This window comes from Corallococcus terminator (assembly GCF_003611635.1).
In the GTDB taxonomy this organism is placed as follows: Bacteria; Myxococcota; Myxococcia; order Myxococcales; family Myxococcaceae; genus Corallococcus; species Corallococcus terminator.
In genome coordinates this window covers 1-22,420 of sequence record NZ_RAVZ01000151.1, presented here as the reverse complement: position 1 = coordinate 22,420, position 22,420 = coordinate 1, and the positions used below count along the sequence as shown (strand labels likewise).

Sequence of the window (22,420 nt, the reverse complement as noted above, 5' to 3'; positions counted from 1 at the left end):
CTCCCCAGGAGGACCCTCCACCGTGGCCCCCCCATCCATCCGGCTCTTCAACACGATGTCCATGCAGAAGGAGCCGCTGGAGCCGCTCGTGCCCGGCGAGGTGAAGGTCTACGTCTGTGGGCCTACGGTCTACAGCTACATCCATATCGGGAACGCACGCACCTTCACGTCGTTCGACGTGGTGGTCCGCTACCTGCGCTACCGGGGTTTCAAGGTGACGTACGTGCGCAACTACACGGACGTCGACGACAAGATCATCAAGGCCGCGCACGAGACGGGGGAGACCCCCGTGGAGCTCGCGTCGCGCTTCGTGGAGATCTTCCGCGAGGACACCCGCGCCCTGCACCTGCGCGAACCGGACGTGTCCCCGCGCGTGAGCGAGACGATTCCGGAGATCGTCGCGCTCATCCAGACGCTGGTGGACAAGGGCTTCGCCTACGAGGCGAAGGGCGACGTGTACTTCGAGGTCGGCAAGGACGAGGACTACGCGAAGCTGTCCAAGCGCAACCTGGACGAGCTGTGCCAGGGCGAGCGCACGCACCCCGGTGAGCTCAAGCGCGAACCCCTGGACTTCGCCCTGTGGAAGGCGGCGAAGCCCGGTGAGCCGTCGTGGGACAGCCCGTGGGGCAAGGGCCGTCCGGGCTGGCACATCGAGTGCTCCGCGATGAGCGAGAAGTTCCTGGGCCGCTCGTTCGACATCCACGGCGGGGCGTTGGACCTCATCTTCCCCCACCACGAGAACGAGATCGCCCAGAGCGAGTCCTCCACCGGCCAGCAGATGGCGAAGTACTGGATGCACTGCGGCTTCCTGGACCTGGAAGGCGCGAAGATGTCCAAGTCGCTGGGCAACGTGGTGCGCCTGCGCGACGCGCTCGCCAAGGTGGACGCGGAAGCGCTGCGCTTCTTCTTCGTCTCCACGCACTACCGCCACCCGCTGAGCTTCGGGGAGAAGGCGCTCCAGGACGCGGAGATGCGCATGGAGTACTTCTACGAAACGCTGCGCAAGGTGGACGAGCGCGTGGCGGGCAAGGACTTCGGCAAGGGCCCGCTGCACGGCGACCCCGCGCGCTTCCTCGCGGAGTTCGAGTCCTCCATGGACGACGACTTCAACACCGCCGGAGCGCTGGGCGCGCTGTCGGGTCAGTTCGGCCTGATGAACGAGCTCACCGACAAGCCGCCCGTGAAGGACAAGGCGCTGGTGGGCCGCACCCTCCAGGTGCTGCGCGAACAGGTGCGTGAAGCCTCGCGCGTGCTGGGCCTCTTCGAGGACGACCCGGTGGACTGGCTGCTGCGCCGTCGCGACCGCGCGGTGCGCGAGCGGGGCATCGACGTGGCGGAGGTGGATCGGTTGCTCGCCGAGCGGACCGCCGCGCGTGCCGCGAAGGACTTCGCCGCGGCCGACCGCGTGCGCACCACCCTCAAGGAACGCGGCGTGGACATCATGGACACGCCTGGCGGCACCTCCTGGAAGGTGGCGGCGCCGGCCTCCTGAAAACCCGCTGGGGGCGCCCTGGCCGGCCATGCTAGGCCAGGGCGCATGAGGCTCCTTCCGGCGCACCTCCCTGTCCTGTTCGTCGCCCTGTGCTCGGCGTCCGCCCTCGCGGCGGGCGCTGCCTCCCCCACGTCCCAGGAGAAGGTGGCCCAGCAGGCCATCACCCAGGACGTGCTGCGCGCGCACGTGCGCTTCCTAGCGAGCGACCTGCTGGAAGGACGCGGCCCCGGCACGCGTGGCGACGCGCTGGCGCAGGAGTACATCGCCGCGCAGTTCGAGGCCCTGGGTCTGAAGCCGGGCGCTCCGGACGGAAGCTACCTGCAGCGCTTCGACCTGATGGGGATCAACAGCCATCCGGGCGCGATGACGTTCCAGGCGAAGTCAGGCCGGCTGGAGCTCAAGGCCCGCGAGGACTTCATCGCCGTGTCCGGCGTGCAGGCCCCGGAGGCGAAGCTGGACGCGTCCGAACTCGTGTTCGTGGGCTACGGCATCGTCGCGCCGGAGTACCAGTGGGACGACTTCAAGGGCATGGACCTGAAGGGCAAGACGCTGGTCATCCTCAACAACGACCCGGAGGATGATCCGCGCCTGTTCGCGGGCAAGACGCGCCTCTGGTACGGCCGCTGGGACTACAAATACGAGCAGGCGGCGAAGACGGGCGCGGCGGGCGCCATCATCCTCCACACCACGCCCAGCGCGGGCTACCCGTGGCAGGTGGTGCGCACGTCGTGGACGGGCGAACAGTTCGAACTGCCCGCCGGTGACGCGCCCCGCCTCCAGGTGAAGGCGTGGACCACCGAGGACGCCACCCGGCAGGTGATGAAGCTGGCGGGGCAGGACCTGGACGCGCTGCGCGCCGCCGCGCAGTCGCGGGACTTCCACCCGGTGCCGCTGGGCGTGACGCTGTCGCTGCGCATCACCAGCGAGGTGCACCGCCGGCCCACCGCCAACGTCCTGGGCCTGCTGCCGGGCAGCGACCCCGTGCTGTCGAAGGAGGTGGTGCTCTACACCGCGCACCATGATCACCTGGGCAAGAAGGACGACGGCAAGCCCGGCGACGACGTCATCTACAATGGCGCGGTGGACAACGCGTCCGGCGTGGCCGCGATGCTCGCCGTGGCCCGGGCCTTCACCGCGCTGCCCACGGCCCCGCGCCGCTCCATCCTCTTCGCCGCCGTGGCCGCGGAGGAATACGGCCTCCTGGGCTCCGCGTACCTGGCGGAGCACCCGCCGGTGCCCACGGGCCGCATCGCCGCGAACGTCAACGTGGACGGCGCCAACATCCTGGGGCGCACGCGCGACATCACCGTCATCGGCCTGGGCAAGTCCAGCCTGGATGGCTTCGTCACCGCGATGGCGAAGACGCAGGGGCGCACGGTGAAGGCGGATCAGCTCTCCGACCGCGGCTTCTTCTACCGGTCGGATCAATTCAACTTCGCGCGCATGGGCATCCCGGCGGCCTACTTCGGCAGCGGCATGGACTTCATCGGCAAGCCGGAGGGCTGGGGCCGCGCACAGCGGGGGGAGTGGGAGCTGAAGCACTACCACCAGCCCACCGACGAGCTGCGGCCGGAGTGGGACCTCTCCGGCGCCGTGGAGGACACCCGGCTCTTCTTCCTGGTGGGCTCCCAGGTGGCGCGCGCGAAGGAGATGCCGAAGTGGAACAAGGGGGACGAATTCGAGGCCGCCCGCCTGAAGTCCCTGGGGGCACTGAAGGGGGCGCCCGGGAAGTAGGGCAGGGGCCGCCGCACTGACCGTCTTTTGGCGGACGGGCATGCACGAAGGTTCAGTATGGGAGCGGCCGGGATGTTAGATCGCTGCCCATGCCGGAGTTCCAACTCGTCAGTGACCATTCGCCCCAGGGCGACCAGCCCAGGGCCATCGGTGAGTTGACCGAGGGCCTGCTGCGCGGCGACCGCTACCAGACCCTGCTGGGCGTCACCGGTTCGGGCAAGACGTTCACGATGGCGAACCTCATCGCCAACGTGCAGCGCCCCACGCTGGTCATCGCGCACAACAAGACGCTGGCCGCGCAGCTCTACGGTGAGTTCAAGGGCCTGTTCCCGAACAACGCCGTCGAGTACTTCGTCTCCTACTACGACTACTACCAGCCCGAGGCCTACGTTCCGTCGACGGACACCTTCATCGAGAAGGACTCGTCCATCAACGAGAACATCGAACGGATGCGCCACTCCGCGACGCACAGCCTGCGCACGCGCGACGACGTCATCATCGTGGCCAGCGTGTCCTGCATCTACGGCCTGGGCGCCGCGCGCAGCTACGTGGACCTGGCCATCCGCGCGCAGGTGGGCGAGGACATGGGCCGCGACGGCTTCATGCGCAAGCTCGTGGAGGCCCAGTACGAGCGCAACGACCTGGACTTCCACCGTGGCACCTTCCGCGCGCGGGGCGACACCGTGGAGGTGTTCCCCATCTACGAGGAAGAGCGCGCCGTGCGCGTCAGCTTCTTCGGCGACGAGCTGGAGCGCATCACCGAATTCGATCCGCTGCGCGGCGTGACGCTGGGGCAGTTGGAGAAGATCGTCATCTTCCCCGCCAGCCACTACGTCGCGGGCCCGGAGGCGCGCCAGAGCGCCATGCGCACCATCCGCGAGGAACTGGCCAGCCAGCTCCAGACCTTCAAGGCGGAAGGCAAGCTGTTGGAGGCGCAGCGGCTGGAGCAGCGCACCATGTTCGACCTGGAGATGATCGAACAGGTCGGCTACTGCAACGGCATCGAGAACTATTCGCGCCACTTCACCGGGAGAGCGCCGGGCGAATCGGCCCCGTGCCTCATCGACTACTTCCCGCGCAACATGCTGGTGCTCATCGACGAGAGCCACCAGACGGTGTCCCAGATTGGCGCCATGTACCGAGGCGACCGCGCGCGCAAGGAGACGCTGGTCAACTTCGGCTTCCGCATGCCCAGCGCGCTGGACAACCGGCCGCTGAAGTTCGTGGAGTTCGAGGAGATGGTGCAGCAGGCCGTCTTCGTCTCCGCGACGCCTGCCGAATACGAGCTCCAGAAGTCCAAGGGCGTGGTGGTGGAGCAGATCATCCGCCCCACCGGCCTCATCGATCCGGAAGTGGAGACGCGCCCCGCCGGCAATCAGGTGGACGACCTCTTGGAAGAGGTCCGCGTGCGCGTGTCGCGCAACGAGCGCGTGCTGGTGACGACGCTCACCAAGCGCATGGCGGAGGACCTCACCGAGTACTACAGCGACGTGGGCGTGAAGGTGCGCTACCTGCACTCGGACATCGACGCCATCCAGCGCATGGCCATCATCCGCGACCTGCGCCGGGGCGAGTTCGACGTGCTCGTGGGCATCAACCTGCTGCGCGAGGGCCTGGACATCCCGGAGGTGTCGCTCGTCGCCATCCTGGACGCGGACAAGGAAGGCTTCCTGCGCAGCCACGTGTCGCTCATCCAGACCATCGGCCGCGCGGCGCGCAACCTGAACGGGCGCGTCATCATGTACTCGGACCAGATGACCGACTCGATGAAGCGGGCCATCGAGGAGACCTCCCGCCGCCGCGCCATCCAGACTGCCTACAACACGGAGCACGGCATCACGCCGCGTTCGGTGAAGAGCAACATCCAGAACTTCTCCGAGAACATCCCGGACTACGACGCGCAGGCCGGCGCGTTGCCCATGGCGGCGGAAGGGGAGAACGACCTGCTGGAGGCCAAGGAGATCAAACGCCTCATCGGGGAGTTCAACCAGGAGATGCTCAAGGCCGCGGACGACATGCAGTTCGAGAAGGCCGCCGAGTTCCGCGACCGCGTCCAACTGCTCAAGGACATGGACCTGGGCCTCAAGCCTCCGTCGCGGTCGCTCCTGCGCGCGCCACCCAAGGCGGTGGACGCGCCGGGCACCACCCCGAAGAAGGGGGGACGCGGCCGTGGGCGTCCGTCGGGCGGCGGTTCGTCCGGCGGGACTTCAGGCGGTTCCCCGGGGAAACCGTCCGGCCGCTCGCGGGCGAAGAACTAGGAGCCATTCCGCATGGACATCCGGCTGCAGGAGAAGCTGGACGCGCTGCCCACCGAGCCCGGCGTGTACCTGATGAAGGACAAGCGCGGGCAGATCATCTACGTCGGCAAGGCCATCAACCTTCGCAGCCGGGTGCGCAGCTACTTCACCCGCACCGGTGACACCCGCGTCTTCGTGTCCATGCTGGACACGATGCTGGGCGACCTGGAGACGGTGCTCGTCCACAACGAGAAGGAAGCCCTCCTCCTCGAAAACGAGCTCATCAAGAAGCACAAGCCGCGCTTCAACGTCCTGCTCAAGGACGACAAGCAGTTCATCTCCCTGCGCCTGGACCGCCACCAGCCGTTCCCCCGGCTGGAGGTGGTGCGCAAGTACGAGAAGGACGGCGCGCGCTACTTCGGCCCGTACTCCAGCGCGGGCGCCATCCGCGAAACACTGCGCCTCATCAACCGCTTCTTCCAGCTTCGCACCTGCACGGACCATGTGCTGGCCAACCGCAAGCGGCCGTGCCTGCTCCACCAAATCGGACGGTGCCCGGCCCCGTGCGTCTTCCCGGTGTCCCAGGAGGACTACCGCAAGAGCGTGGATGAGGTGGCCATGTTCCTGGAGGGCAAGGCAGGGGAGCTGACCGAAGGACTTCGCATGCGCATGAAGCGCGCGGCGTCCGAGCTGAAGTTCGAGGAGGCCGCGCGGGTGCGCGACCAACTGCTCGCCATTGAACGCAGCCTGGAGCGCCAGAAGGTGGCGACCAGCGACTTCAAGGACCAGGACGTGTTCGCCTTCTACCGCGAGGGCGACCGCATCCTGTTCTACGTGCTGCACGTACGGCAGGGCCGGCTCAACGGCGGCCAGGCCTTCCCCTTCGGCAGCCAGGAGTTCCCGGACGACGAGCTGCTCGCCTCGTTCGTGAACCTCTACTACGACCAGGGCGGCTTCGTGCCGGAGGAGGTCCTGCTGCCGCTGGAGCCCGGCGACGGCACCGACGGCCTGGAGGCCCTGCTCACCGAGCGCAGGGGCGACCGCGTGCGCGTGTTCGTCCCCAAGCGCGGGGAGAAGCATGAACTGGTGAACATGGCGCTCAAGAACGCGGAGCAGGCGTTCGTGGAGCGCAAGCGCACCAAGGACGAGACGGACACGGTGCTCTCGCGCCTCCAGTCCAAGCTGGGCCTGCGCAACTTCCCGCGCCGGATGGAGTGCTACGACATCTCCCACTTCCAGAGCTCCTCCATCGTCGCCTCGCAGGTGGCGGTGACGGACGGGGAGACGGACAAGTCGCGCTACCGCAAGTACAAGATCAAGACGGTGGACAAGCAGGACGACTTCGCCAGCATGTACGAGGTCATCACCCGCCGGCTCAAGCGGGGCCTGGAGGATGGGGACCTGCCGGACCTGCTCGTCATCGACGGTGGCAAGGGGCAGCTTGCCAGCGCGCACGCGGCCATGAAGGACCTGGGCGTGGAGGGCGTGGACGTGGTGGGCCTGGCCAAGAGCCGCGATCAGGAGGTCTTCGACCGCGACGCGGAGAGCGCGAAGAGCCCCGAGCGCGTCTTCGTCCTGGGCCGCAAGGACCCCATCGTCCTGCCCCAGAACTCAGCGGAAATGTTCATGCTCACGCGGATGCGTGACGAAGCCCACCGCTTCGCCATCACCTTCCAGGGCAAGTCCATGCGAAAGAGCGCCATGCGCTCGGCGCTGGAGGACATTCCCGGCGTGGGCGAAGGCCGGCGGAAGATGTTGCTGCGCCACTTCGGTTCTCTCAAGCGGGTGGGGGACGCCAGCATCGAGGAACTGGCCGAGGTCGTGGGCCCGGCGATGGCCGAACGCGTCCACGCAGGGCTGCATGGTGACCCCGAGGACGACTCCGAGGACCCCGTGCGCGAAGCCAGCCTGGACGACGCGATCGAACCCGGGGCCGAAAAAGCAGCGCATGAAAAAGCGGATGGAGGGTCGCCACCGGGTACGGCATGATTAAGTTCCGGTTCGGACGCCGGGGGGGCTGGCCGCTGGAACCCGCGACGTTCCTAGGGTTTTTCATTGCGACCATGCTCGGCGCTGTTTTATAGCGGTTGAAGATCCGAGCACGTTTGAAGAGGACGAGGACCGACATGAGGCTGTATCCGAAGGTGATCCCGATCATCTCGCGCGAGGCCATTCAGCAGCTCATGCAGGACGGGGACATCGAGGTGGAGCCGATGCGCGTGGCTGACGCCGAGATGGACCTCTCCGCCATCATGCGCGAGTACCTCGCCAACGAAGAGCGTGTGAACCAGGCGACGCGCGAGGCCCTGGAGCGTCGGGGATATGACTACTCCAAGTTCAACCAGGTGAAGCGCGAGATGGCGGATGTGCGCGGCTTCAAGATGGGGGACGAGGGCATCGAGTACGTCATCAACCAGATGATCGAATTCCTGCTCATCAGCCGGAACGTGGAGGAAGTCTTCTCCGCCGATAACATCCTGCGTCAGAAGATGTTCCAGGGAATGAAGAAGCACCTGGACGTGGACGACGAGATCGACCGGGAAGCTCGCTCGCGGCTGAAGCACCTGCAGGAAGGCACGAGCGCCTTCGACATCGAGTACAACAAGACCGTCGAGCAGATCCGCCGCGCCCGTGGTCTGATTTAGTTCCGGGGCGTGCCACGGCCCGCTCCGCTGCCTACCTTCAACTTCAAGGGAGGCAGCGTCGATGGCGGGTTCAATCCTCACGAGCATTCTGATGTCCGGTGTCCTGGCGGCGGCGCCAGGGGGCGACGGGTTCACGTTCGAGGGCCGGCAGGCCAGCGCGAGGACCGAGCAGCCGGGCGGGTACTTCATCCAGGGTCCGCTTCCTTTCAGTGACCTGACCGAGCGCGGCACGGGGCAGATGTCCCTGTCCGTGGAGGATCGCGTGGGCCTGGCCAACGCGACCTTCGGGGACAAGGCACAGCTCAGCGCGAACCTGCGCATCGGCGGCGCGGACTACCGCGTGGAGCTGACGCAGACGGGTTTTCCTCCCGCCCAGGCGATGGCGCGAGCCCCTGAAGGGCCGCTTCCCCGGCCTCCTCCGCACCTCATCGAAGGCGGCGTGCTGATGGGCACGCCGCTCTATGGCGACAGCGGCCTTGGGTGGCGCGCGACGACGCGGGCGCATGCGGCGATGGCCGTCTGGGGCATTGGTAGCGTGTGGCGCAATGGGACGCTGCTGACGGATTCAGCGCTGGTGCATGCGGCGGCGCTGGACGCGGGCACGTTCGCGGACGACGACACCAAGCGCATCCTGCGCGAGGCGCGTCCGGGTGACGCGGAGCTGGTGGTGTTGGTGTGGAACCTGCCGGTGCAGCAGGAGCCGCGCGGGTTCCTCCAGTTCGTCTTCGACGAGGTCGCCATCAACGTGGAAGGCGTGCCGGTGCCGTCCGTGGCGGTGGTGCCGAGCGAAGGGGAACTGCCGGCCTACCTGGCGGGTCTCACGCCGGTGCTGCCCACGGCGTTCCCGGCGGCGGTGGCCCCGGTGTCTCCTCCGAACTTCGCTCCGGCCACGCAGGGCACGGGTGGCAGCGGCACGGCGGGGGTGACGTCGGGCACGGGGCCGGTGGGCTCCACCGTGACGACGAGCGCGGCGACGGTGCCGTCGCTGCCGTCGGATTCGCCCTCCACCTACAGCGGTTCGTTCACGCCGTCCGCGCCGACGAATCCGCCCGCGGTCGTGTCGGGGGTGGCGCCGGGCTCCACGGCCACGGTGGGGCAGGGGACGTTCGCCACGCCACCCACCGTGGGAGGTGTGTCGGTGGGGGGCTTCACCACGCCGCAGGTGTCCGCGCCGGACTTCAACACCTTCGTGGGCACCAGCCAGGTGAGCCCGGGCATCCTCGCCACGGTGCCGCCGCTGTCGCAGTCCTCCAGCACGCCGCCGTCGCCCCTCCTGGGGACGCCCGCGCCGCTGAACACCGGCACGCCCGCACCGCTGCTGGGGACGCCCGCGCCGCTGAATTCGTCGCCGAGCAACGCACTTCCGGCCACGCCAGCACCGGCCAACGCCGCGCCCGCGACAGGCGCTCCAGCGGCCCCGGCCGGGCGCTGACGCTGCTTCGAGCACGGGAGGGTCGGGGGCCACGAAGCCTCCGGCCCTTCAGGTGTTTCGCGGGTGCGCTCCAGGAGCAGCAGGCTGTGGCCGCGCCCTTGCGCTGGCGTGGGCGTTTCGCACCGGAGGGCAGGGGGTGGGAAAATTGACCGGACGCTACGCGCCTGTAGCGTCCTGGACATGCCCTCTCCCGTCGCAGCCCTCGCCACCACCGCGATGTTGCGCCGCACCGACCCCGTCAGCGGGGCGGTGGAGCGTCTGGCCCAGGCGCTGCCCGTGCGCGCGGACGCCACCGTCCTCCTGGACTTCGTGGAGGACGACCTTCGCGAGGGACTGGACGCGCTGGGCGATGTGCAGGCCCACTTCCACGACCTGCTCCAGGCCCTCCAGCGCGACACGCTCACGCCGGGCGCCCTGCTGAACGCGGGCGAGGACCTCCACGTGCTCCAGCGCCTGGAGGACCTGCACGAAGCGGTGACGCACCTGCGCCGCCGGATGTCCCAGGCCGCCGGGATGATTCGCCGCGGGTAGCCGCCGGACGGCCCTACAGCGACTGGAGGAAGCGCACCAGCGCGGCCCGGTCGCTCGCGGACAGGGTGCGGAAGCCCTCGCGGGCCCGTTCCGCCTCACCGCCGTGCCACAGCACGGCCTCTTCCAGCGAGCGGGCGCGGCCGTCGTGCAGCCAGCCCGAGTACGGAAGGATCGTGTGCGTCAGGCCCAGGCCCCACAGGGGCGCGGTGCGCCACTCGGAGCCAGTGGCATCTCCATCCGGCCGCCCATCCGCCAGGCCCGGCCCCAGGTCATGCAGCAGCAGGTCCGAATAGGGGTGGATGCGCTGGTGGGCCAGCTCCGCCACCGGATACTCGCCCGTCTCCAGCGTGTCGCGGTGACAGGTGACGCAGCCCAGGTCCCGGAACTTCGCCTCGCCCCGCTTCACCGTCGCGTCGGCCAGGGCGGTGCGCGCCGGCACCCCCAGCGACTGCGCGTAGAAGACCGCGGCGTCCAGGATGTCGTGGGGCAGCTCGAAGGTGCCGTCCGCCTCCGGGAAGAGGGGGTTCGAAACCCCCATGTCGTTGAAGTACGCCTCCGCCGACTGCTGGTGCAGGTTGGGGCTGTTCGCCTTCCAGCCGAAGCGTCCCGGCGCGAGCGCACGCGCCTGCACGTCCCACACGGTGTTCAGCCGGCCGGACACCCCATCGCCGTTCGCGTCGGCGGGGTCCTCGAGCGCACGCAGCGTGTCCAGCGCCACCGCCTCCAGCAGCCCCAGGCCCACCACGGGCGGCGGCAGGCGCAGCGACATCCGCATGTTCGCGGGAGGTGGCGACCCGTCCGGCAGCACGATGGCCACGCGCGGCGAGCGCAGGCTGTACGCCGTGCCGTCCGCGTACGTCCCCGCGCTCTCCACCCACGACAGCGTCACGCTGGCTTCGGGCGCCGCGCCGTACACGGCCTGGTCCTGGATCTGGAAGCCCAGCCCCGGCACCGGCACCGCGCCGTGGGGATGCTCCGGCGTGCCGTCCGGAAGGCTCACGCGCACCAGCAACTGCGTGCGCTGCGGGCCCCCGCCCATCACCGGCATGCCCCGGCCGTTGCGCAGGTGGCAGCCGTTGCACGAGGTGTTGTTGTACGCGGGCCCCAACCCCGGGTTCACCGGGGAGGGGGCGGGCACGAAGACGGCCGCGAAGGCCGCGTCGCCCTCGCGGTGCAGCGCTTCGTGTTCCGCGGTGAGGTTGGGGGCGGCATACGCGAACGCCCGCGACGTGCGGTCGTCGATGGTGGTGGCGCCCCCCGCGCGCGGGGCCTCTGGAGCCTCGGGTTCGCTGTCGCCGCAGCCCGCGAGCCACAGCAGCGCCCCGAGTCCCAGTGCCCGTCGCATCGCGTTCCCCCGGTCCGGCATCAGGGAAGGATGACAGCCTTCACGTCCACCTGGAAGGTGTCGTGCAGCTTGCGGATGGCCTCCTGCGCCCCTTCGATTTCATCCGCGGAGGCCGGGTCCTTGATGGAGACCGGGAACGGCTCCGGCACCTTGCCCAGCGCCGTGATGGTCGCCGCCAGCTCCGCCTTCACGCGCATGTCCAGCGCCGAGTCGCGCGCCTTCACCACGTCCGACATGGACAGGCCCTTGGCTGCGACGCCCGGCATGTGGCCCAGGTAGACGTTCTCCACGCTGCGCATGTTGTTGGTGAAGTCCGACAGCGAGTTGAGCGCGAACTGGCTCTCCACCAGGTTCGCGTCCTTCGCGTCGTACGGGTCGGCGATCTTCCCGTTGGCCACCTCGTCCAGGATGACCAGGATGCCGCCCAGCATCTCCTGCGCGCCGTCCTCCACCGTGGGGTACACGGTGTTGCCCGCCTCACCGGCCTTGGCCAGCGTGTCGCGGTACGGGGCCTTGCCGTCCACGCCCGTCGTCCACGAGGCCGCCAGGTTGCCGGACACCGCCTTGAGCTCCGCGGTGAGCGCGAGCAGGTATTCGAACTGCCGCGCGTTGAAGTCCTCCGGCTGCTTCGTCACGCCCTCGCCGAAGAGCAGGTACTCCGTGGTGTGGTAGCCCTTCTGCGTCTCCTGCAGGTTGCTCACGTACGTCTGGGAGAGCGTGTCGCTGTTGCCGAGCACCGCGTCCAGGTCCGTGCGGTTCACCGGCCAACTGTCCAGCGCGGGGTCCCAGCCGTAGCTGTCCACCGGCCCGAAGAGGAACGCTTCGCTCTGCTCCCACGGGATGCGCGCGGCGAACCACGCGTCCTGCGCCGCCTTCAACGTCGCCGCGCCCGGCGTGTTCTTCAGCGCCAGGGCCGCCGCGTCCAGCTCCACCATGCGCGTGGCGAGCTGGTTGTAGGTGGGCACCACCACCGCGTCCGCGAAGTTGATGACGAGCTGCTGATCCAGCGACTCCAGGTCGCCGCCGTCGTCGTCATCGCCGCAGGCGCCCAGCACGAGCGCACCGCCAACCAGCAGGGAGAATTTCAGGGAACGCAAGGACATGGAGGACCCTTTCAGGGACGTGCTTTGCAACGGTGTTTCAATCAGCCGGGAAGGCCGTCAGTAGACGAAGCCCGTCGACATCCGGAGCGTGTTCTCCGGGCGGAACGCGGACGAGCCCATGCGGCGCTGTCCGAAGTCGAGCTTGATGACGGCGAGGCCCGCGAGCGTGTAGCTGGTGCCCACGGTGTAGACGGTGCGCTCGAAGCGCGGGTTGTCGAACAGCTCCGCGCGAGGCCTGAACTGCGAATCCATGTAGTCCACGCGGATGTACGGCTCCAACCGGTGGTTGCCGTCCAGGCCCAGCGCGGGCGCGATGTCGTAGCCCAGCTCACCCCACGCGGTGAGCGCGTTGTCGGACACCGGCGTGCGCAGCACGTTGAGCAGGTTGGACAGGCGCGCGTTGCGCGCGGACACCGCGGCGGCGTTGCCCAGGTGGCCGAACATCACCATCGCGTGCGCCCGCCAGCCGGCCCGGTTCACCGACAGGTGCGCGTCCGCGACGAGCAGCGGAGCGCTCACGTAGCCGCACGGCGCCACCACGTTCGGGTTCGCGTCGTCGCACTGCTTCACGAGGTCCGGCTTGGGCCGGTTGCGCGTGGTGCCGCCGTAGTAGGCGGACACGCCGAAGATGAAGCCGGGAAAGCGCTTCACGTCCGCGCGTAGCACCGCCGCCAGGTCCGACGCGCGCACCAGTTCGAAGCGCTGCTGCAGGCCCGTGGCCACCCACGTGTTGGAGTTGAAACCGGTGGAATCCAGGCCGTTGACCACCTGCCCGGTGAGCCGCAGGCCCCACGGGATGTCCAGCCGAAGCTGCATCCCCATGTCGTTCCACGTGTTGGGGATGATGCGCGTCTCCGCCTCGGAGCGGATGGTGCCCAGGTAGTCCGTGGGCCGGTAGTCCGCGAAGAGCGTGCCCACCGCGACGTAGAAGCGGCCCACCGAAATCTCCAGGTTCCGGCCCAGCTTCTTCGTCAGGTACAGCTCCTCCACCAGCGCTTCGCCCGCCTTCTCCACGTCGGTGTCGAACTCGCCGAACTCCTCGTACTCCAGCTCCAGCGCGGCGCCCGCGCCGCCGTGTTCGAACTCCACCTCGAACTCGGCCTCGATGCCGTACTCCGGCAGCCCCGCCTCCAACTCCAGCACCAGGCGCGTCGTGTCGAAGACGAGCCGCGAGTCCTTCTGCGACCCGTTCGCCCGGTTCTGGTTCTCCCCGTAGTTGAAGTACGCGAACTGCAGGTCCGCGTAGGCATTCACGTCCAGGTCCAGCTTCGGCTTGCTGCCCACCGTGATGACTTCGTTCTTGTCCGGCTCCCCGATGCGCGACTCGTCCATGAGGCGCCCCCGGCGCGACCGGCCTTCGTCATGGGCCCGGAAGGACTGCGCACGGGCCGCCAGCGGCAGCAGGAACAGGGGCGCGAACAGCAACGACAGCAGCGGGTTCAGGAGATGGGGGCGCATCGGAAGGCGCGCACCCTACGCTCCGATTTTTGACTTTGCAAACCATTCTCATTTTGTGAAGCAATCAAAGCCCGCGCTCCCGGAGGAGGCGGGCCTTGGTGGCTTCGGTTCAACCCCGCGTCACCACTTGAGATCTTCCTTGCCCTGGGCCGCCATGGGCTTTTCGCCGGGGCGGGTGACGGAGGACAGGGTGAGGCGCACGGCGCCCAGGTCGATGGCGCCCACGGCGGCCAGCGGCAGGCGGCGCTCGTCGTCGGTGATCCACACGTGCACGTCGCGCGTCTGGGATGGCCGGTCCAGGCGCACGGCGGTGCCGGACAGGTGCCAGGCCTCGAACTCGCCCAGGGGCAGCGACACGTGTTCGCGCTCCACCACGGTGGCCGTCAGGCGCCACATGCGGCGGATGCCGTACACGTCGAAGCACACCGGCAGGTCCTTCTTCAGGGGCAACTGACGGATGAGGTAGATGGCGCCCGCGACGTCCAGGCCGTCCTTGTCCCAGGTGTAGTTGAACTGGCCCTTGGGCCGGTCCGCGATCTGGTAGTCCACCTTGACGCTGCGGTCCTGCGCGCCAAAGGCCACGTTCACCTTGCGGCGCTGCTCGTTCTCCACCGCGTCCTCGGTGTAGCGCGAGGGGCGCAGCGTGCGCGGGTGCAGGTAGCTGGTCGCGCTGCCGCGCACCCGGCGCACCTTGGAGAACAGGGTGTTCGTCTGGGCCTCCACCAGCACCGGCAGCGAACCGTTGGCCTGACGCTGCACGCGCATGGTGAGCTTGCCCGCCTTGGCGCCCATGGCGTCCAGGTCGAACTCGAGCAGCTCCCCGGGCTTGAACGCGAGCGGCGTCTTCAGCGCGGGCAGGCCCTGGTCGCAGGGCTTCACCGCGATGACGGGCTCGTTGGCGGGCGCTGCCGCGGTCGCGTCACCGGTGTTCGCGCCGGGTTCGGCGGCCGGTGCGCCGTCCGTCCCGGGCGCGTCCGCTGGCGCGGCCCCCTTCTGGTGCGGGAGGACGGGCATCTTGAAGGGCGGGGCCTCTTGGGCCCAGGCGGTGGCGGCACTGAAGGCGAGACAGGCCGCGACGAGGGTGCGCATGGAGATCATTCTGCTTCCTCCCAGGGGGAGTGACTACGGGGTGCCCCCGGAAGTCCGACGTCCGGAGCGCTTCGCTTGTTCAGACGCCCACTGCTTCACCAGCCGCGCCGTCACTTCCCGACGCACCGTTTCCCATTCTCCCGGGTCCCGGGAGATTTCATACCCCGACTTCGCCAGTCGCTTCGCCGCCGTCCTGGCGAAGGCGCCGTCGCCCAGCTCCGTGAGCAGGCGCAGGTATTCATAGTCCTCCAGGCCGTCACGGATGTGTTTCAGCCGCAGCGACACCACCGGCTGGTGCTCGCTCCCCCCCATCTTCTTGGGCGTACCCGGGTAGAAGAGGGTGCCGTCTCCGTTGCCGCCGAACTCGAAGAGGTCCGTCCAGACATCCTTCTTCGTGTTGTAGGCGAAGACGGTGTCGAAATAGAGCTCGCCGTCCACGCCGCTGGAATAGGCCAGCACGCCCATGGCGCGGTTGAGCGGGGCGGGGTGGTCCACCATGTACGAGGCCCAGTCGCTGTAGGCGCGGTCCAGCTTCGCGTCCGGGGGCGTGCCGCCGGTGCAGCCGTGCGAGTTGCAGCTCTGGTACCACCACACCTTCGCGCGCGCCGGCAGCCGGCTGCGCACGGACGCGGTGTTCGCCACCGTGCGGCACGTCTGCGGGCCTTCGCGAGGATAGAAGCAGTTGATCGTGGGCGTGAGGATGTCCGCCGAGCCCTGCAGCGCCGCGTCCAGCGGGGTGGTGACGAGCACGGGGATTGCGCCGCCCGCGTCGCGCACGCGCTTGGACTGCGCCTTCACCAGCGGCACGTCCTCCGGCTTCGGTTCGTCCTTGGCGTAGAAGAAGAGCTGGGCGGGCCAGCCCTTGTCCTCGAAGTGCTTCTGGAAGGCGCGGTAGTACGCCGTCTTCTCCGCGTCCGTGGAGGCCTTCTTGCTGTCGCGCACGTCGCTCGTGGTGAAGCGCGCGCCGGAGGGCAGCAGGCTTCCGTCCAGGAAGGGTGCCATCTCCGCGTCGTACGCGGTCCAGTCCACCACCGCGCGGCCGTCCTGGAACTTTACGCCCGGCGGATCCATGCCCATGCCGTGCGCGCTCACCCGGTGCTCCAGGAGCGCCTTTCCATACGCGCGCAGCAACGCCCTGGCCTCTGGCGACTCCGCGGAGATGCCGTGCCCCTTCGCGATGCTGTACAGCGAGATGCCGAAGCTGTTGGGCAACGAGGACGTGGCCGGCAGCTCGAACGGCTGCACCTCCACGGTGAAGGGGACCTCTGGCAACTCCTTGCCGTCCGCGGACGCGCTCAGGCTGCCGGCATAGGTGCCCGGGGCCTGCTTCCGGGGCACGCACACCTCCACGTAGAGGACGGTGGGGTGTCTGGGATTGGCGGGCGCCGACAGCGGCACGAGCGCGTCGGGCCACGGCCCGGCCTGGCCCTGGCCGTTGGACGGCGTCTTCACGTCCAGGTACGCCTCGCGCCACGCGTCCACGGTGAGCGGCGCGCCCGGGCCCTTGAGGGCCAGGGGCTTCATCGTCACGCGCGTCACGCCCTTGGGGAGCACCACCTGCGTGGCCTCGCACTCACCCCGCGCCGCGCTCAGGCGGGCCTGGGCCGCGCCCTTCGGCATCGCGTCCGCCCGCACCTTCACGAGCGGCGACACCACCTGCGGTCCACCCGGAGCGGCTGAGAGCACCGCCGACACTGCCCACGCCCAACCCACCACGCCCATGCCCCTGCCTTCCGCTGGGGACGACCTTCCTGTCGTCCCGGGTCAGTCGTCCGCGCGGGCCACCGCCACCACGCGGCCCGGCTTGTAGTCGTTGATCTCCACCACGATGGAGCCCAGCGCGAATTCGGCTTCCATGCGCAGCGGCACGTGGCGCGCGTCCGTCGTGAAGTACGCGGTGAGGTCGCGCTTGGACTCCATGTTGCCGCCGAATTCGGTGTGCACGCGCACACGGAAGGCGTCGCGCGGGCCCATCAGGGTGGCCAGCGTCTCGCGGGCCTCCACCGTGGCGCTCATCGTGAACACCTTGCTGCCGGTGAACACCGGGTAGGTGTACGTGCGGCCCACCGTGAGGTCCTGGCCGCGCAGCGCGAACGCCGCGCCCGTCATGTCCAACGTGCCGTCCGGCAGCTCGTGGTTCGTCTCGCGCGGCGGGTCGCTCTCCTTCTGCTTCACGACCTTCGCGCCCTTGCTGTCCTCGGTGAGCTGGATGCGCTGCCGGCGGCGCTTGCGGTTCTCTTCCGAGTGCAGATCGCTTCCGGTGATCCGCTGCGCCGCGGCGTCCCAGTACGACACGTAACGGCTCTTGACGGGGTAGATGCCGACGAGGTCGTCGGACTTCGCCAGCGCCACGATGGGCCACACGCTCTGGCCCCACTGCGTCATGGGCGCGCCCACCGTCACCGTCGCGGTACCCGCCGTCATCCCCAGGTACTTCACCCGGTACTGGGCCTGCTCACCCGGGCCGAACGCCGCCTGGGCGGGCTCCTGGGCGTGCGCGAGCGCGGACCCCATGAGTCCGACCATCGCCGCCGTGAACCCCCACCTGGACAGACTGCGCATCGGGTGTGCTCCCTTGCTTGCAAGTTAGGTGGCCGGTCCGCCCAAGCCAACCGCGCAACGCAACCGACCCCACCACCGGACATTTCCGGGACGGCCTGCGTGCGCGGACATTCAAAGTCGGATGGCCGCCCCCCGGACGCTCCAGCGATGGCCGGGTGCTGGACGGCGGGGGGGCCCACAGGGGTACCCGCACACGCCCGACGCTGACAAATGGCGGACAGTCCCGCCCGCCCGCCTGGATGCCCGGCGTGGGGCTTCCCGGTGCGCCCGGCCGCCCGGGGCTGGTAGCCTCCCGGGCAGGTTCACGCCCTCTTCGGGAGCACCCGCCCATGGCCAACGACTTCCAGTTCGACGACGACGACTTCGCCAAGGAGGCAGGTGCCGCCAGCGGCGGCCGTTCCTTCGACGAGTTCGAATGCCCCGACTGCAGCGCCCACAACGTGGGCATCGACACGTTCTCCAACGGGGAAGAGGTCCGCTGCATGTACTGCGGCAGCGAGTTCGAGGCCCGCGTCAGCTCCGAGGGCAAGCTCAAGCTCAAGTCGGCGTGAGCTTCCAGCGGGGGCGCTCGCTTCAGGTGCGCTCGCCGAAGATGGCGGTGCCCACGCGCACGACGGTGGCGCCTTCCAGGATGGCCTGCTCGAAGTCGTGCGTGGTACCCATGGACAGTGACGCCAGCGCACGGGCGTGGGCCAGCTCGCGCAGCCGTGCGAAGCCCTCGCGCATCCGCGCCACGTCGTCCGTGGGCGGTGGCAGCGCCATCAGGCCCACCGGCTGGAGGTTCGGCAACTCACGCACGCGGGTGAGGAAGTCCCCCAGCGCCTCCGGGGAGAGTCCGTGCTTGGTGTCCTCCTGGCCCAGGTTGAGCTCCACGTAGCAGGGCAGGGGAGGGGCCCCTTCGCGCCGCTTCGACAGTTCGGCGGCGACCTCCCACCGCTCCAGCGCGTGGAAGGCGTGCGCGACGCGGGCCACGTACTTCACCTTGTTCGTCTGCAGCGCCCCAATGGCGTGCCAGCGCAGGCCGTCCAGGTCCTGGAGTTCCGTCGCCTTGTCGCGCAGCTCCTGGGCGTAGTTCTCCCCGAAGTCGCGCTGCCCGGCGGCGTACGCCTCGCGGATGAGCGCCGCGGACTTGAGCTTGGACACCGCCACCAGCGTCACCGACGACTCCGGCCGCCCCGCGCTCGCGCAGGCCTTCGCCACGCGCTCTTTCACCCGCGCCAGGTTGTCCGCCACGGAGGTGCTCATGTGGGGTCCACCTTCTTCCACGGCAGGGGAAGGCCCGCCTCCTGGAGCAGGGCGAGCGTTTCGCCCAGCGGCAGGCCGATGACGTTGGTGGGACTGCCCTCGATGGAGGCGACCAGGAAGCCGCCCTTGCCCTGGATGGCGTACGCCCCCGCCTTGTCCAGGGGTTCTCCGGTGTCCGCGTACCAGGCGATTTCTTCCGGGGAGAGCGCACGGAACGTTACCTGGGTGCGGACCACCTGGGACGCGCGGGCCCGGCCCGCGACCGCGATGCCGGTGAAGACCTCGTGCGTCCGGCCGGACAAACGCCCCAGCATGTCGCGCGCCTCGGCCGCATGCCGGGGTTTTCCCAACAGCTCAGAACCCAGGGCCACCGTGGTGTCCGCGGCCAGCACCCATGCGTCCGGATGCCGGGCCGCCACCGTCCGTGACTTCTCCTCCGCGAGCCGTTGCACATAGTTTCGCGCAATTTCTCCGGCGGTCGGCGTTTCATCGATATCCGCTGCTGTCACGGTGAAGCGCAGGCCCAACTGGGCCAATAAATCCTTGCGCCGGGGCGAAGCGGAGGCGAGAACGAGCAAAGTGGTTGGATCCATGGGCGGGTCGTGTAGCGCGACCCGCGGGCCTTAGCAGACCTGCGCTCCGGAGGGCATCCCGATGAACCCCGCGGATCTCCTGTCGGCCATGAAGCGGACAGTGGAACAACTGGCCGCCTACAACGAAATGGCCAAGGCGCTGACCTCCACGTTGGAGCTGCGCGAAGTGCTCACGCTGGTGATGCAGAAGGTCAGCGCGCTGCTGCGGCCGCGCAACTGGTCACTCATCCTTCAAGACGAGCGCAGCGGAAAGCTCTACTTCGAGATCGCCGTGGGCGAGGGTGCCGAGGCGCTCAAGGGCCTGCAACTCAACCCGGGGGAGGGCATCGCCGGGGCGGTGTTCGCCTCCGCCACACCCAGGCTCGTGCACGACGTGGGCGGGGACCCCAGCTTCGCGCCCCGCTTCGATGAGGCCTCCGCCTTCCACACCCGCTCCCTGCTCGCCGTGCCCCTGCTGGCGCGCGAACGGGTGCTGGGCGTGATTGAACTGGTCAACGGCCCCACCGAACCGGGCTTCACGCCTGAGGACCTCACCACCCTCACGGCCATCGCGGACTACGCGGCCATCGCCATCGAGAACGCGCGCAACTTCCGCCGGGTGCAGGAACTCACCATCACGGACGAGCACACCGGCTGCTTCAACGCGCGGCACCTGCGCGCGCAACTGGAGCAGGAGGTGAAGCGCTCGGCGCGCTTCCGCCACCCGCTGTCGCTCGTGTTCCTGGACCTGGACCACTTCAAGTCCATCAACGACCGGCACGGGCACCTGGTGGGCAGCGCCACGCTCAAGGAGGTGGGCGACCTGCTCATCAGCCTGGGCCGTCACAACCTGGACGCTGTCTTCCGCTACGGCGGCGACGAGTTCGCGGTGATGTTGATTGAGACGGACACCGACGGAGCGCAGGTCATCGCCCAGCGCATCTGCGAGGCCTTCCGGGGCCAGCGCTTCCTGCGCGAGCAGGGGCTGGACGTGGCGCTCACCGCGAGCGTCGGGGTGGCGTCCTTCCCGGATCACGCCACGTCCTCCACGGACCTCATCCGCGCGGCGGACTTCGCCATGTACGCGGCCAAGGGCAAGGGGCGTGACGCCGTCGCGGTCGCTGAACGTGTGACGGGCGAAGAGGTCCCCCGCATGGAGGTCCCCTTCGCCCGCTGAAACATCCCGCGCTGTCCGGCGGGACTACCCCGCGGCGCCCAGCACCGAGTCGATGGCTTCGGTGTTCATGACGACGTTGCCGCTCTTGCGCAGCGACTTGAGGAAGGACTCCGTCAGCTCAATCTGCTTGGCCTGACGGGCCTGGGTGCGCAGCTCCTCCTTGCGCTTGTCGAAGCCCGCGGTGTCCGGCTTCTCCCGCTCCACCACCTGCGCGACGACGTTCGCCTCGCCCACGGTGAAGACCTCATCCAGCGCCTTGGGCGCGGAGGCCTCGAAGGTGGCCTTCACGAGCCCGGGCGCCGGGCCCAGGTGCGGCACGGAATCCCCCGCCGCCGTGAAGCTGTCCGTCTCCACCGCCTCCGGCTTCGTCTCCGTCTCGAAGCGCAGGATGGCCGGCTGCTGGCCCGCCGCCACCGGGAACTGCTCCTTGAGCGACTTGCCGGCCTTCACCGCGGCCAGGGCCTTGTCGGCCTCCGCCTTCGCGAGGCCCTTGGCCTGATCCTGCTTGTAGAGGGTGGTGGCGATCTCCGCCTTCACGTCCTCCAGCTTCTTGTTCTGCGCGTCCTTCTTCTCCTCCACCTTCACCAGGTGCACGCCCAGCGGCGACTCCACCGGCTGCGTCACCTCACCGGCCTTGAGCGCGAACGCTGCGGAGGCCAGGGTGGGGTCCCACGTGTTGCGCTCCACCCAGCCCAGCTCGCCGCCCTTCGCCTTGGTGGCGTCGTCGTCGCTGCTGGCGCGCGCCAGGGTGGCGAAGTCCTTGCCCGCGTCCAGTTCCTTGCGCAGGCCTTCCGCCTTCGTCTTCGCCTGGGCCTTCTGCTCGGCCGTCGCGTCCGGGGCCACCTTCACCAGGATCTGCCGGGCACGGATGCGCTCCGGCACGTTGTAGACGAAGCTGTTGGCCGCGTAGTAGTCGGCGATTTCCTTCTCGTGCGCCTTCTGGAACTCCGCCAACTGCGCGGGCGTGGGCGCGGCGACCTTGTCCACGAACATGGTGGGCAGGAAGCGGGCGAACACCAGCTTGGCCTGGTTGCCGTCCTTCTCGTAGCGCGCGCGGACCTCGTCGTCCGACACCACCGCGCCCGTGCGCACCACGTCGAGCATCTTCTGCGCGGCCATCTGACGGCGCAGCTCCTGCTCGTACTCCTGCGGCGTGCGGCGGTAGAAGTCGCGCAGCACCTGCTGGTAGCGGGTGAAGTCGAACGCGCCCTCCTTGGAGTGGAAGTCCGTGTTCTGGTGGATGAGCTTGCGCAGCTCCTCATCCGAGGGGTTGATGCCGTGGGTCTCCGCCGCCTGGGCGAGCAGCTCCGCGTTCACCAGGCGGTCGAGCACCTGCTTGTCCATGCCGAACTGGCGGGCCATGGACTCCGGGATGGGGCTGCCCTGCGAGCGCAGGAAGTTCATCTGCCGCGACCAGGCCATGCTGAAGTCGCGCAGGGGGATCTCCTTGCCGTTCACCACCGCGGCGGCGCTGGCGGTCGTCGGCGCGTCGCCGCTCGTGCTGAACCCGTTGCTGCCGGGCCCGAACTGGAGCGTGAACACCACGGCGATGCCGAAGATGAACAGGAGGGAGAAGACCTTCCGGGGATTCAAACCGTCCATTGTCGTCACTTCACGGTCGGAAGCGCCCGCGATTCACCCTTGCGGAAGGTCTCGCGGCGCCGTGTTGTTGGTAGCCCGGCCGGTGGGGGAAGCACCTGCGTATCCCCCTCATCCGGGCCTTGACTGCCTAGGACAACAGACCGGAAAATGCAAGCGATTCAGAGAGTTTAGCCAACCCCTTCCCCCTTCTTCGCCG

General features: G+C 68.8%; 18 protein-coding genes. 9 read left to right on the top strand and 9 right to left on the bottom strand.

Going from position 1 to position 22,420, the window contains the following annotated elements:
* Positions 1-55: 55 nt before the first annotated feature.
* From cysS to D7V88_RS21520, 7 genes are all read left to right on the top strand, one after another.
* A complete protein-coding gene (gene cysS / locus D7V88_RS21550) occupies positions 56-1,492 on the top strand; it encodes a cysteine--tRNA ligase (RefSeq protein ID WP_208726395.1) in 1,437 nt (478 codons plus the stop codon).
* Positions 1,493-1,537: 45 nt separating this feature from the next.
* Positions 1,538-3,226, top strand: coding sequence for a M28 family metallopeptidase (locus tag D7V88_RS21545; RefSeq protein ID WP_120542536.1), 1,689 nt, complete (start codon positions 1,538-1,540; stop codon positions 3,224-3,226).
* Positions 3,227-3,315: 89 nt separating this feature from the next.
* Positions 3,316-5,484, top strand: a complete 2,169-nt coding sequence (gene uvrB, locus D7V88_RS21540; RefSeq protein ID WP_120542535.1) for an excinuclease ABC subunit UvrB — start codon at positions 3,316-3,318, stop codon at positions 5,482-5,484.
* Positions 5,485-5,496: 12 nt separating this feature from the next.
* Positions 5,497-7,452 (top strand): excinuclease ABC subunit UvrC, encoded by a 1,956-nt coding sequence (gene uvrC / locus D7V88_RS21535; RefSeq protein ID WP_120542534.1) that lies wholly within the window; start codon positions 5,497-5,499, stop codon positions 7,450-7,452.
* 137 nt (positions 7,453-7,589) lie between these two features.
* Entirely contained in the window at positions 7,590-8,108 is a 519-nt protein-coding gene (locus tag D7V88_RS21530; RefSeq protein WP_120542533.1) for a DUF507 family protein, read from the top strand.
* Positions 8,109-8,199: 91 nt separating this feature from the next.
* Complete coding sequence (locus D7V88_RS21525) at positions 8,200-9,540, top strand: hypothetical protein (protein WP_244238297.1); 1,341 nt, start codon at positions 8,200-8,202, stop codon at positions 9,538-9,540.
* Between the two features lie 180 nt (positions 9,541-9,720).
* Positions 9,721-10,071 (top strand): hypothetical protein, encoded by a 351-nt coding sequence (locus D7V88_RS21520; protein WP_120542531.1) that lies wholly within the window; start codon positions 9,721-9,723, stop codon positions 10,069-10,071.
* Positions 10,072-10,084: 13 nt separating this feature from the next.
* On the opposite strand, the gene D7V88_RS21515 is transcribed toward D7V88_RS21520, so the two are convergent.
* The 6 genes from D7V88_RS21515 to D7V88_RS21490 form a co-directional block, all read right to left on the bottom strand.
* The gene (locus D7V88_RS21515) at positions 10,085-11,416 is read right to left on the bottom strand and encodes a di-heme oxidoreductase family protein (RefSeq protein ID WP_120542539.1); all 1,332 of its coding nucleotides are present in this window, start codon (positions 11,414-11,416) and stop codon (positions 10,085-10,087) included.
* 20 nt (positions 11,417-11,436) lie between these two features.
* On the bottom strand, positions 11,437-12,519 hold the full coding sequence (locus tag D7V88_RS21510) for an imelysin family protein (protein ID WP_120542530.1): 1,083 nt from the start codon (positions 12,517-12,519) through the stop codon (positions 11,437-11,439).
* A 57-nt stretch (positions 12,520-12,576) separates the two neighbouring features.
* Positions 12,577-13,977, bottom strand: a complete 1,401-nt coding sequence (locus tag D7V88_RS21505; RefSeq protein ID WP_244238296.1) for a hypothetical protein — start codon at positions 13,975-13,977, stop codon at positions 12,577-12,579.
* A 120-nt stretch (positions 13,978-14,097) separates the two neighbouring features.
* The gene (locus D7V88_RS21500) at positions 14,098-15,075 is read right to left on the bottom strand and encodes a DUF3108 domain-containing protein (protein WP_120542529.1); all 978 of its coding nucleotides are present in this window, start codon (positions 15,073-15,075) and stop codon (positions 14,098-14,100) included.
* Positions 15,076-15,099: 24 nt separating this feature from the next.
* On the bottom strand, positions 15,100-16,788 hold the full coding sequence (locus D7V88_RS21495; protein ID WP_120542528.1) for a DUF4091 domain-containing protein: 1,689 nt from the start codon (positions 16,786-16,788) through the stop codon (positions 15,100-15,102).
* Positions 16,789-16,830: 42 nt separating this feature from the next.
* Positions 16,831-17,628 carry a DUF3108 domain-containing protein gene (locus D7V88_RS21490; RefSeq protein ID WP_120542527.1) on the bottom strand — a complete coding sequence of 266 codons (798 nt, stop codon included), beginning with the start codon at positions 17,626-17,628 and terminating at the stop codon, positions 16,831-16,833.
* A 329-nt stretch (positions 17,629-17,957) separates the two neighbouring features.
* Here D7V88_RS21490 and D7V88_RS21485 point away from each other — a divergent pair, with 329 nt between their 5' ends.
* Positions 17,958-18,179 (top strand): hypothetical protein, encoded by a 222-nt coding sequence (locus D7V88_RS21485; RefSeq protein ID WP_120542526.1) that lies wholly within the window; start codon positions 17,958-17,960, stop codon positions 18,177-18,179.
* Positions 18,180-18,201: 22 nt separating this feature from the next.
* Here the strand turns inward: D7V88_RS21485 and D7V88_RS21480 are convergent, their stop codons facing one another.
* Both D7V88_RS21480 and D7V88_RS21475 read right to left on the bottom strand, forming a co-directional pair.
* Positions 18,202-18,873, bottom strand: a complete 672-nt coding sequence (locus tag D7V88_RS21480; protein ID WP_120542525.1) for a YggS family pyridoxal phosphate-dependent enzyme — start codon at positions 18,871-18,873, stop codon at positions 18,202-18,204.
* Positions 18,870-19,466 carry a Maf family protein gene (locus D7V88_RS21475; RefSeq protein WP_120542524.1) on the bottom strand — a complete coding sequence of 199 codons (597 nt, stop codon included), beginning with the start codon at positions 19,464-19,466 and terminating at the stop codon, positions 18,870-18,872. Before D7V88_RS21475 ends, D7V88_RS21480 begins: the two co-directional genes overlap by 4 nt.
* 61 nt (positions 19,467-19,527) lie before the next feature.
* Here D7V88_RS21475 and D7V88_RS21470 point away from each other — a divergent pair, with 61 nt between their 5' ends.
* Positions 19,528-20,622 carry a GGDEF domain-containing protein gene (locus D7V88_RS21470; protein ID WP_120542523.1) on the top strand — a complete coding sequence of 365 codons (1,095 nt, stop codon included), beginning with the start codon at positions 19,528-19,530 and terminating at the stop codon, positions 20,620-20,622.
* A 24-nt stretch (positions 20,623-20,646) separates the two neighbouring features.
* Here the strand turns inward: D7V88_RS21470 and D7V88_RS21465 are convergent, their stop codons facing one another.
* Positions 20,647-22,224, bottom strand: coding sequence for a peptidylprolyl isomerase (locus D7V88_RS21465; RefSeq protein WP_120542522.1), 1,578 nt, complete (start codon positions 22,222-22,224; stop codon positions 20,647-20,649).
* Positions 22,225-22,420 lie beyond the last annotated feature (196 nt).

Coding starts and splice junctions, on each gene's coding strand:
- D7V88_RS21490 (WP_120542527.1), bottom strand. CDS start 17,628: ATGCGCAGTCTGTCCAGGTGGGGGTTCACGGCGGCGATGGTCGGACTC.
- D7V88_RS21525 (WP_244238297.1), top strand. CDS start 8,200: ATGTCCGGTGTCCTGGCGGCGGCGCCAGGGGGCGACGGGTTCACGTTC.
- D7V88_RS21505 (WP_244238296.1), bottom strand. CDS start 13,977: ATGCGCCCCCATCTCCTGAACCCGCTGCTGTCGTTGCTGTTCGCGCCC.
- D7V88_RS21475 (WP_120542524.1), bottom strand. CDS start 19,466: ATGGATCCAACCACTTTGCTCGTTCTCGCCTCCGCTTCGCCCCGGCGC.
- D7V88_RS21480 (WP_120542525.1), bottom strand. CDS start 18,873: ATGAGCACCTCCGTGGCGGACAACCTGGCGCGGGTGAAAGAGCGCGTG.
- D7V88_RS21545 (WP_120542536.1), top strand. CDS start 1,538: ATGAGGCTCCTTCCGGCGCACCTCCCTGTCCTGTTCGTCGCCCTGTGC.
- D7V88_RS21510 (WP_120542530.1), bottom strand. CDS start 12,519: ATGTCCTTGCGTTCCCTGAAATTCTCCCTGCTGGTTGGCGGTGCGCTC.
- D7V88_RS21530 (WP_120542533.1), top strand. CDS start 7,590: ATGAGGCTGTATCCGAAGGTGATCCCGATCATCTCGCGCGAGGCCATT.
- D7V88_RS21520 (WP_120542531.1), top strand. CDS start 9,721: ATGCCCTCTCCCGTCGCAGCCCTCGCCACCACCGCGATGTTGCGCCGC.
- uvrC (WP_120542534.1), top strand. CDS start 5,497: ATGGACATCCGGCTGCAGGAGAAGCTGGACGCGCTGCCCACCGAGCCC.
- D7V88_RS21495 (WP_120542528.1), bottom strand. CDS start 16,788: ATGGGCGTGGTGGGTTGGGCGTGGGCAGTGTCGGCGGTGCTCTCAGCC.
- D7V88_RS21485 (WP_120542526.1), top strand. CDS start 17,958: ATGGCCAACGACTTCCAGTTCGACGACGACGACTTCGCCAAGGAGGCA.
- D7V88_RS21465 (WP_120542522.1), bottom strand. CDS start 22,224: ATGGACGGTTTGAATCCCCGGAAGGTCTTCTCCCTCCTGTTCATCTTC.
- uvrB (WP_120542535.1), top strand. CDS start 3,316: ATGCCGGAGTTCCAACTCGTCAGTGACCATTCGCCCCAGGGCGACCAG.
- D7V88_RS21470 (WP_120542523.1), top strand. CDS start 19,528: ATGAACCCCGCGGATCTCCTGTCGGCCATGAAGCGGACAGTGGAACAA.
- D7V88_RS21500 (WP_120542529.1), bottom strand. CDS start 15,075: ATGATCTCCATGCGCACCCTCGTCGCGGCCTGTCTCGCCTTCAGTGCC.
- cysS (WP_208726395.1), top strand. CDS start 56: ATGTCCATGCAGAAGGAGCCGCTGGAGCCGCTCGTGCCCGGCGAGGTG.
- D7V88_RS21515 (WP_120542539.1), bottom strand. CDS start 11,416: ATGCGACGGGCACTGGGACTCGGGGCGCTGCTGTGGCTCGCGGGCTGC.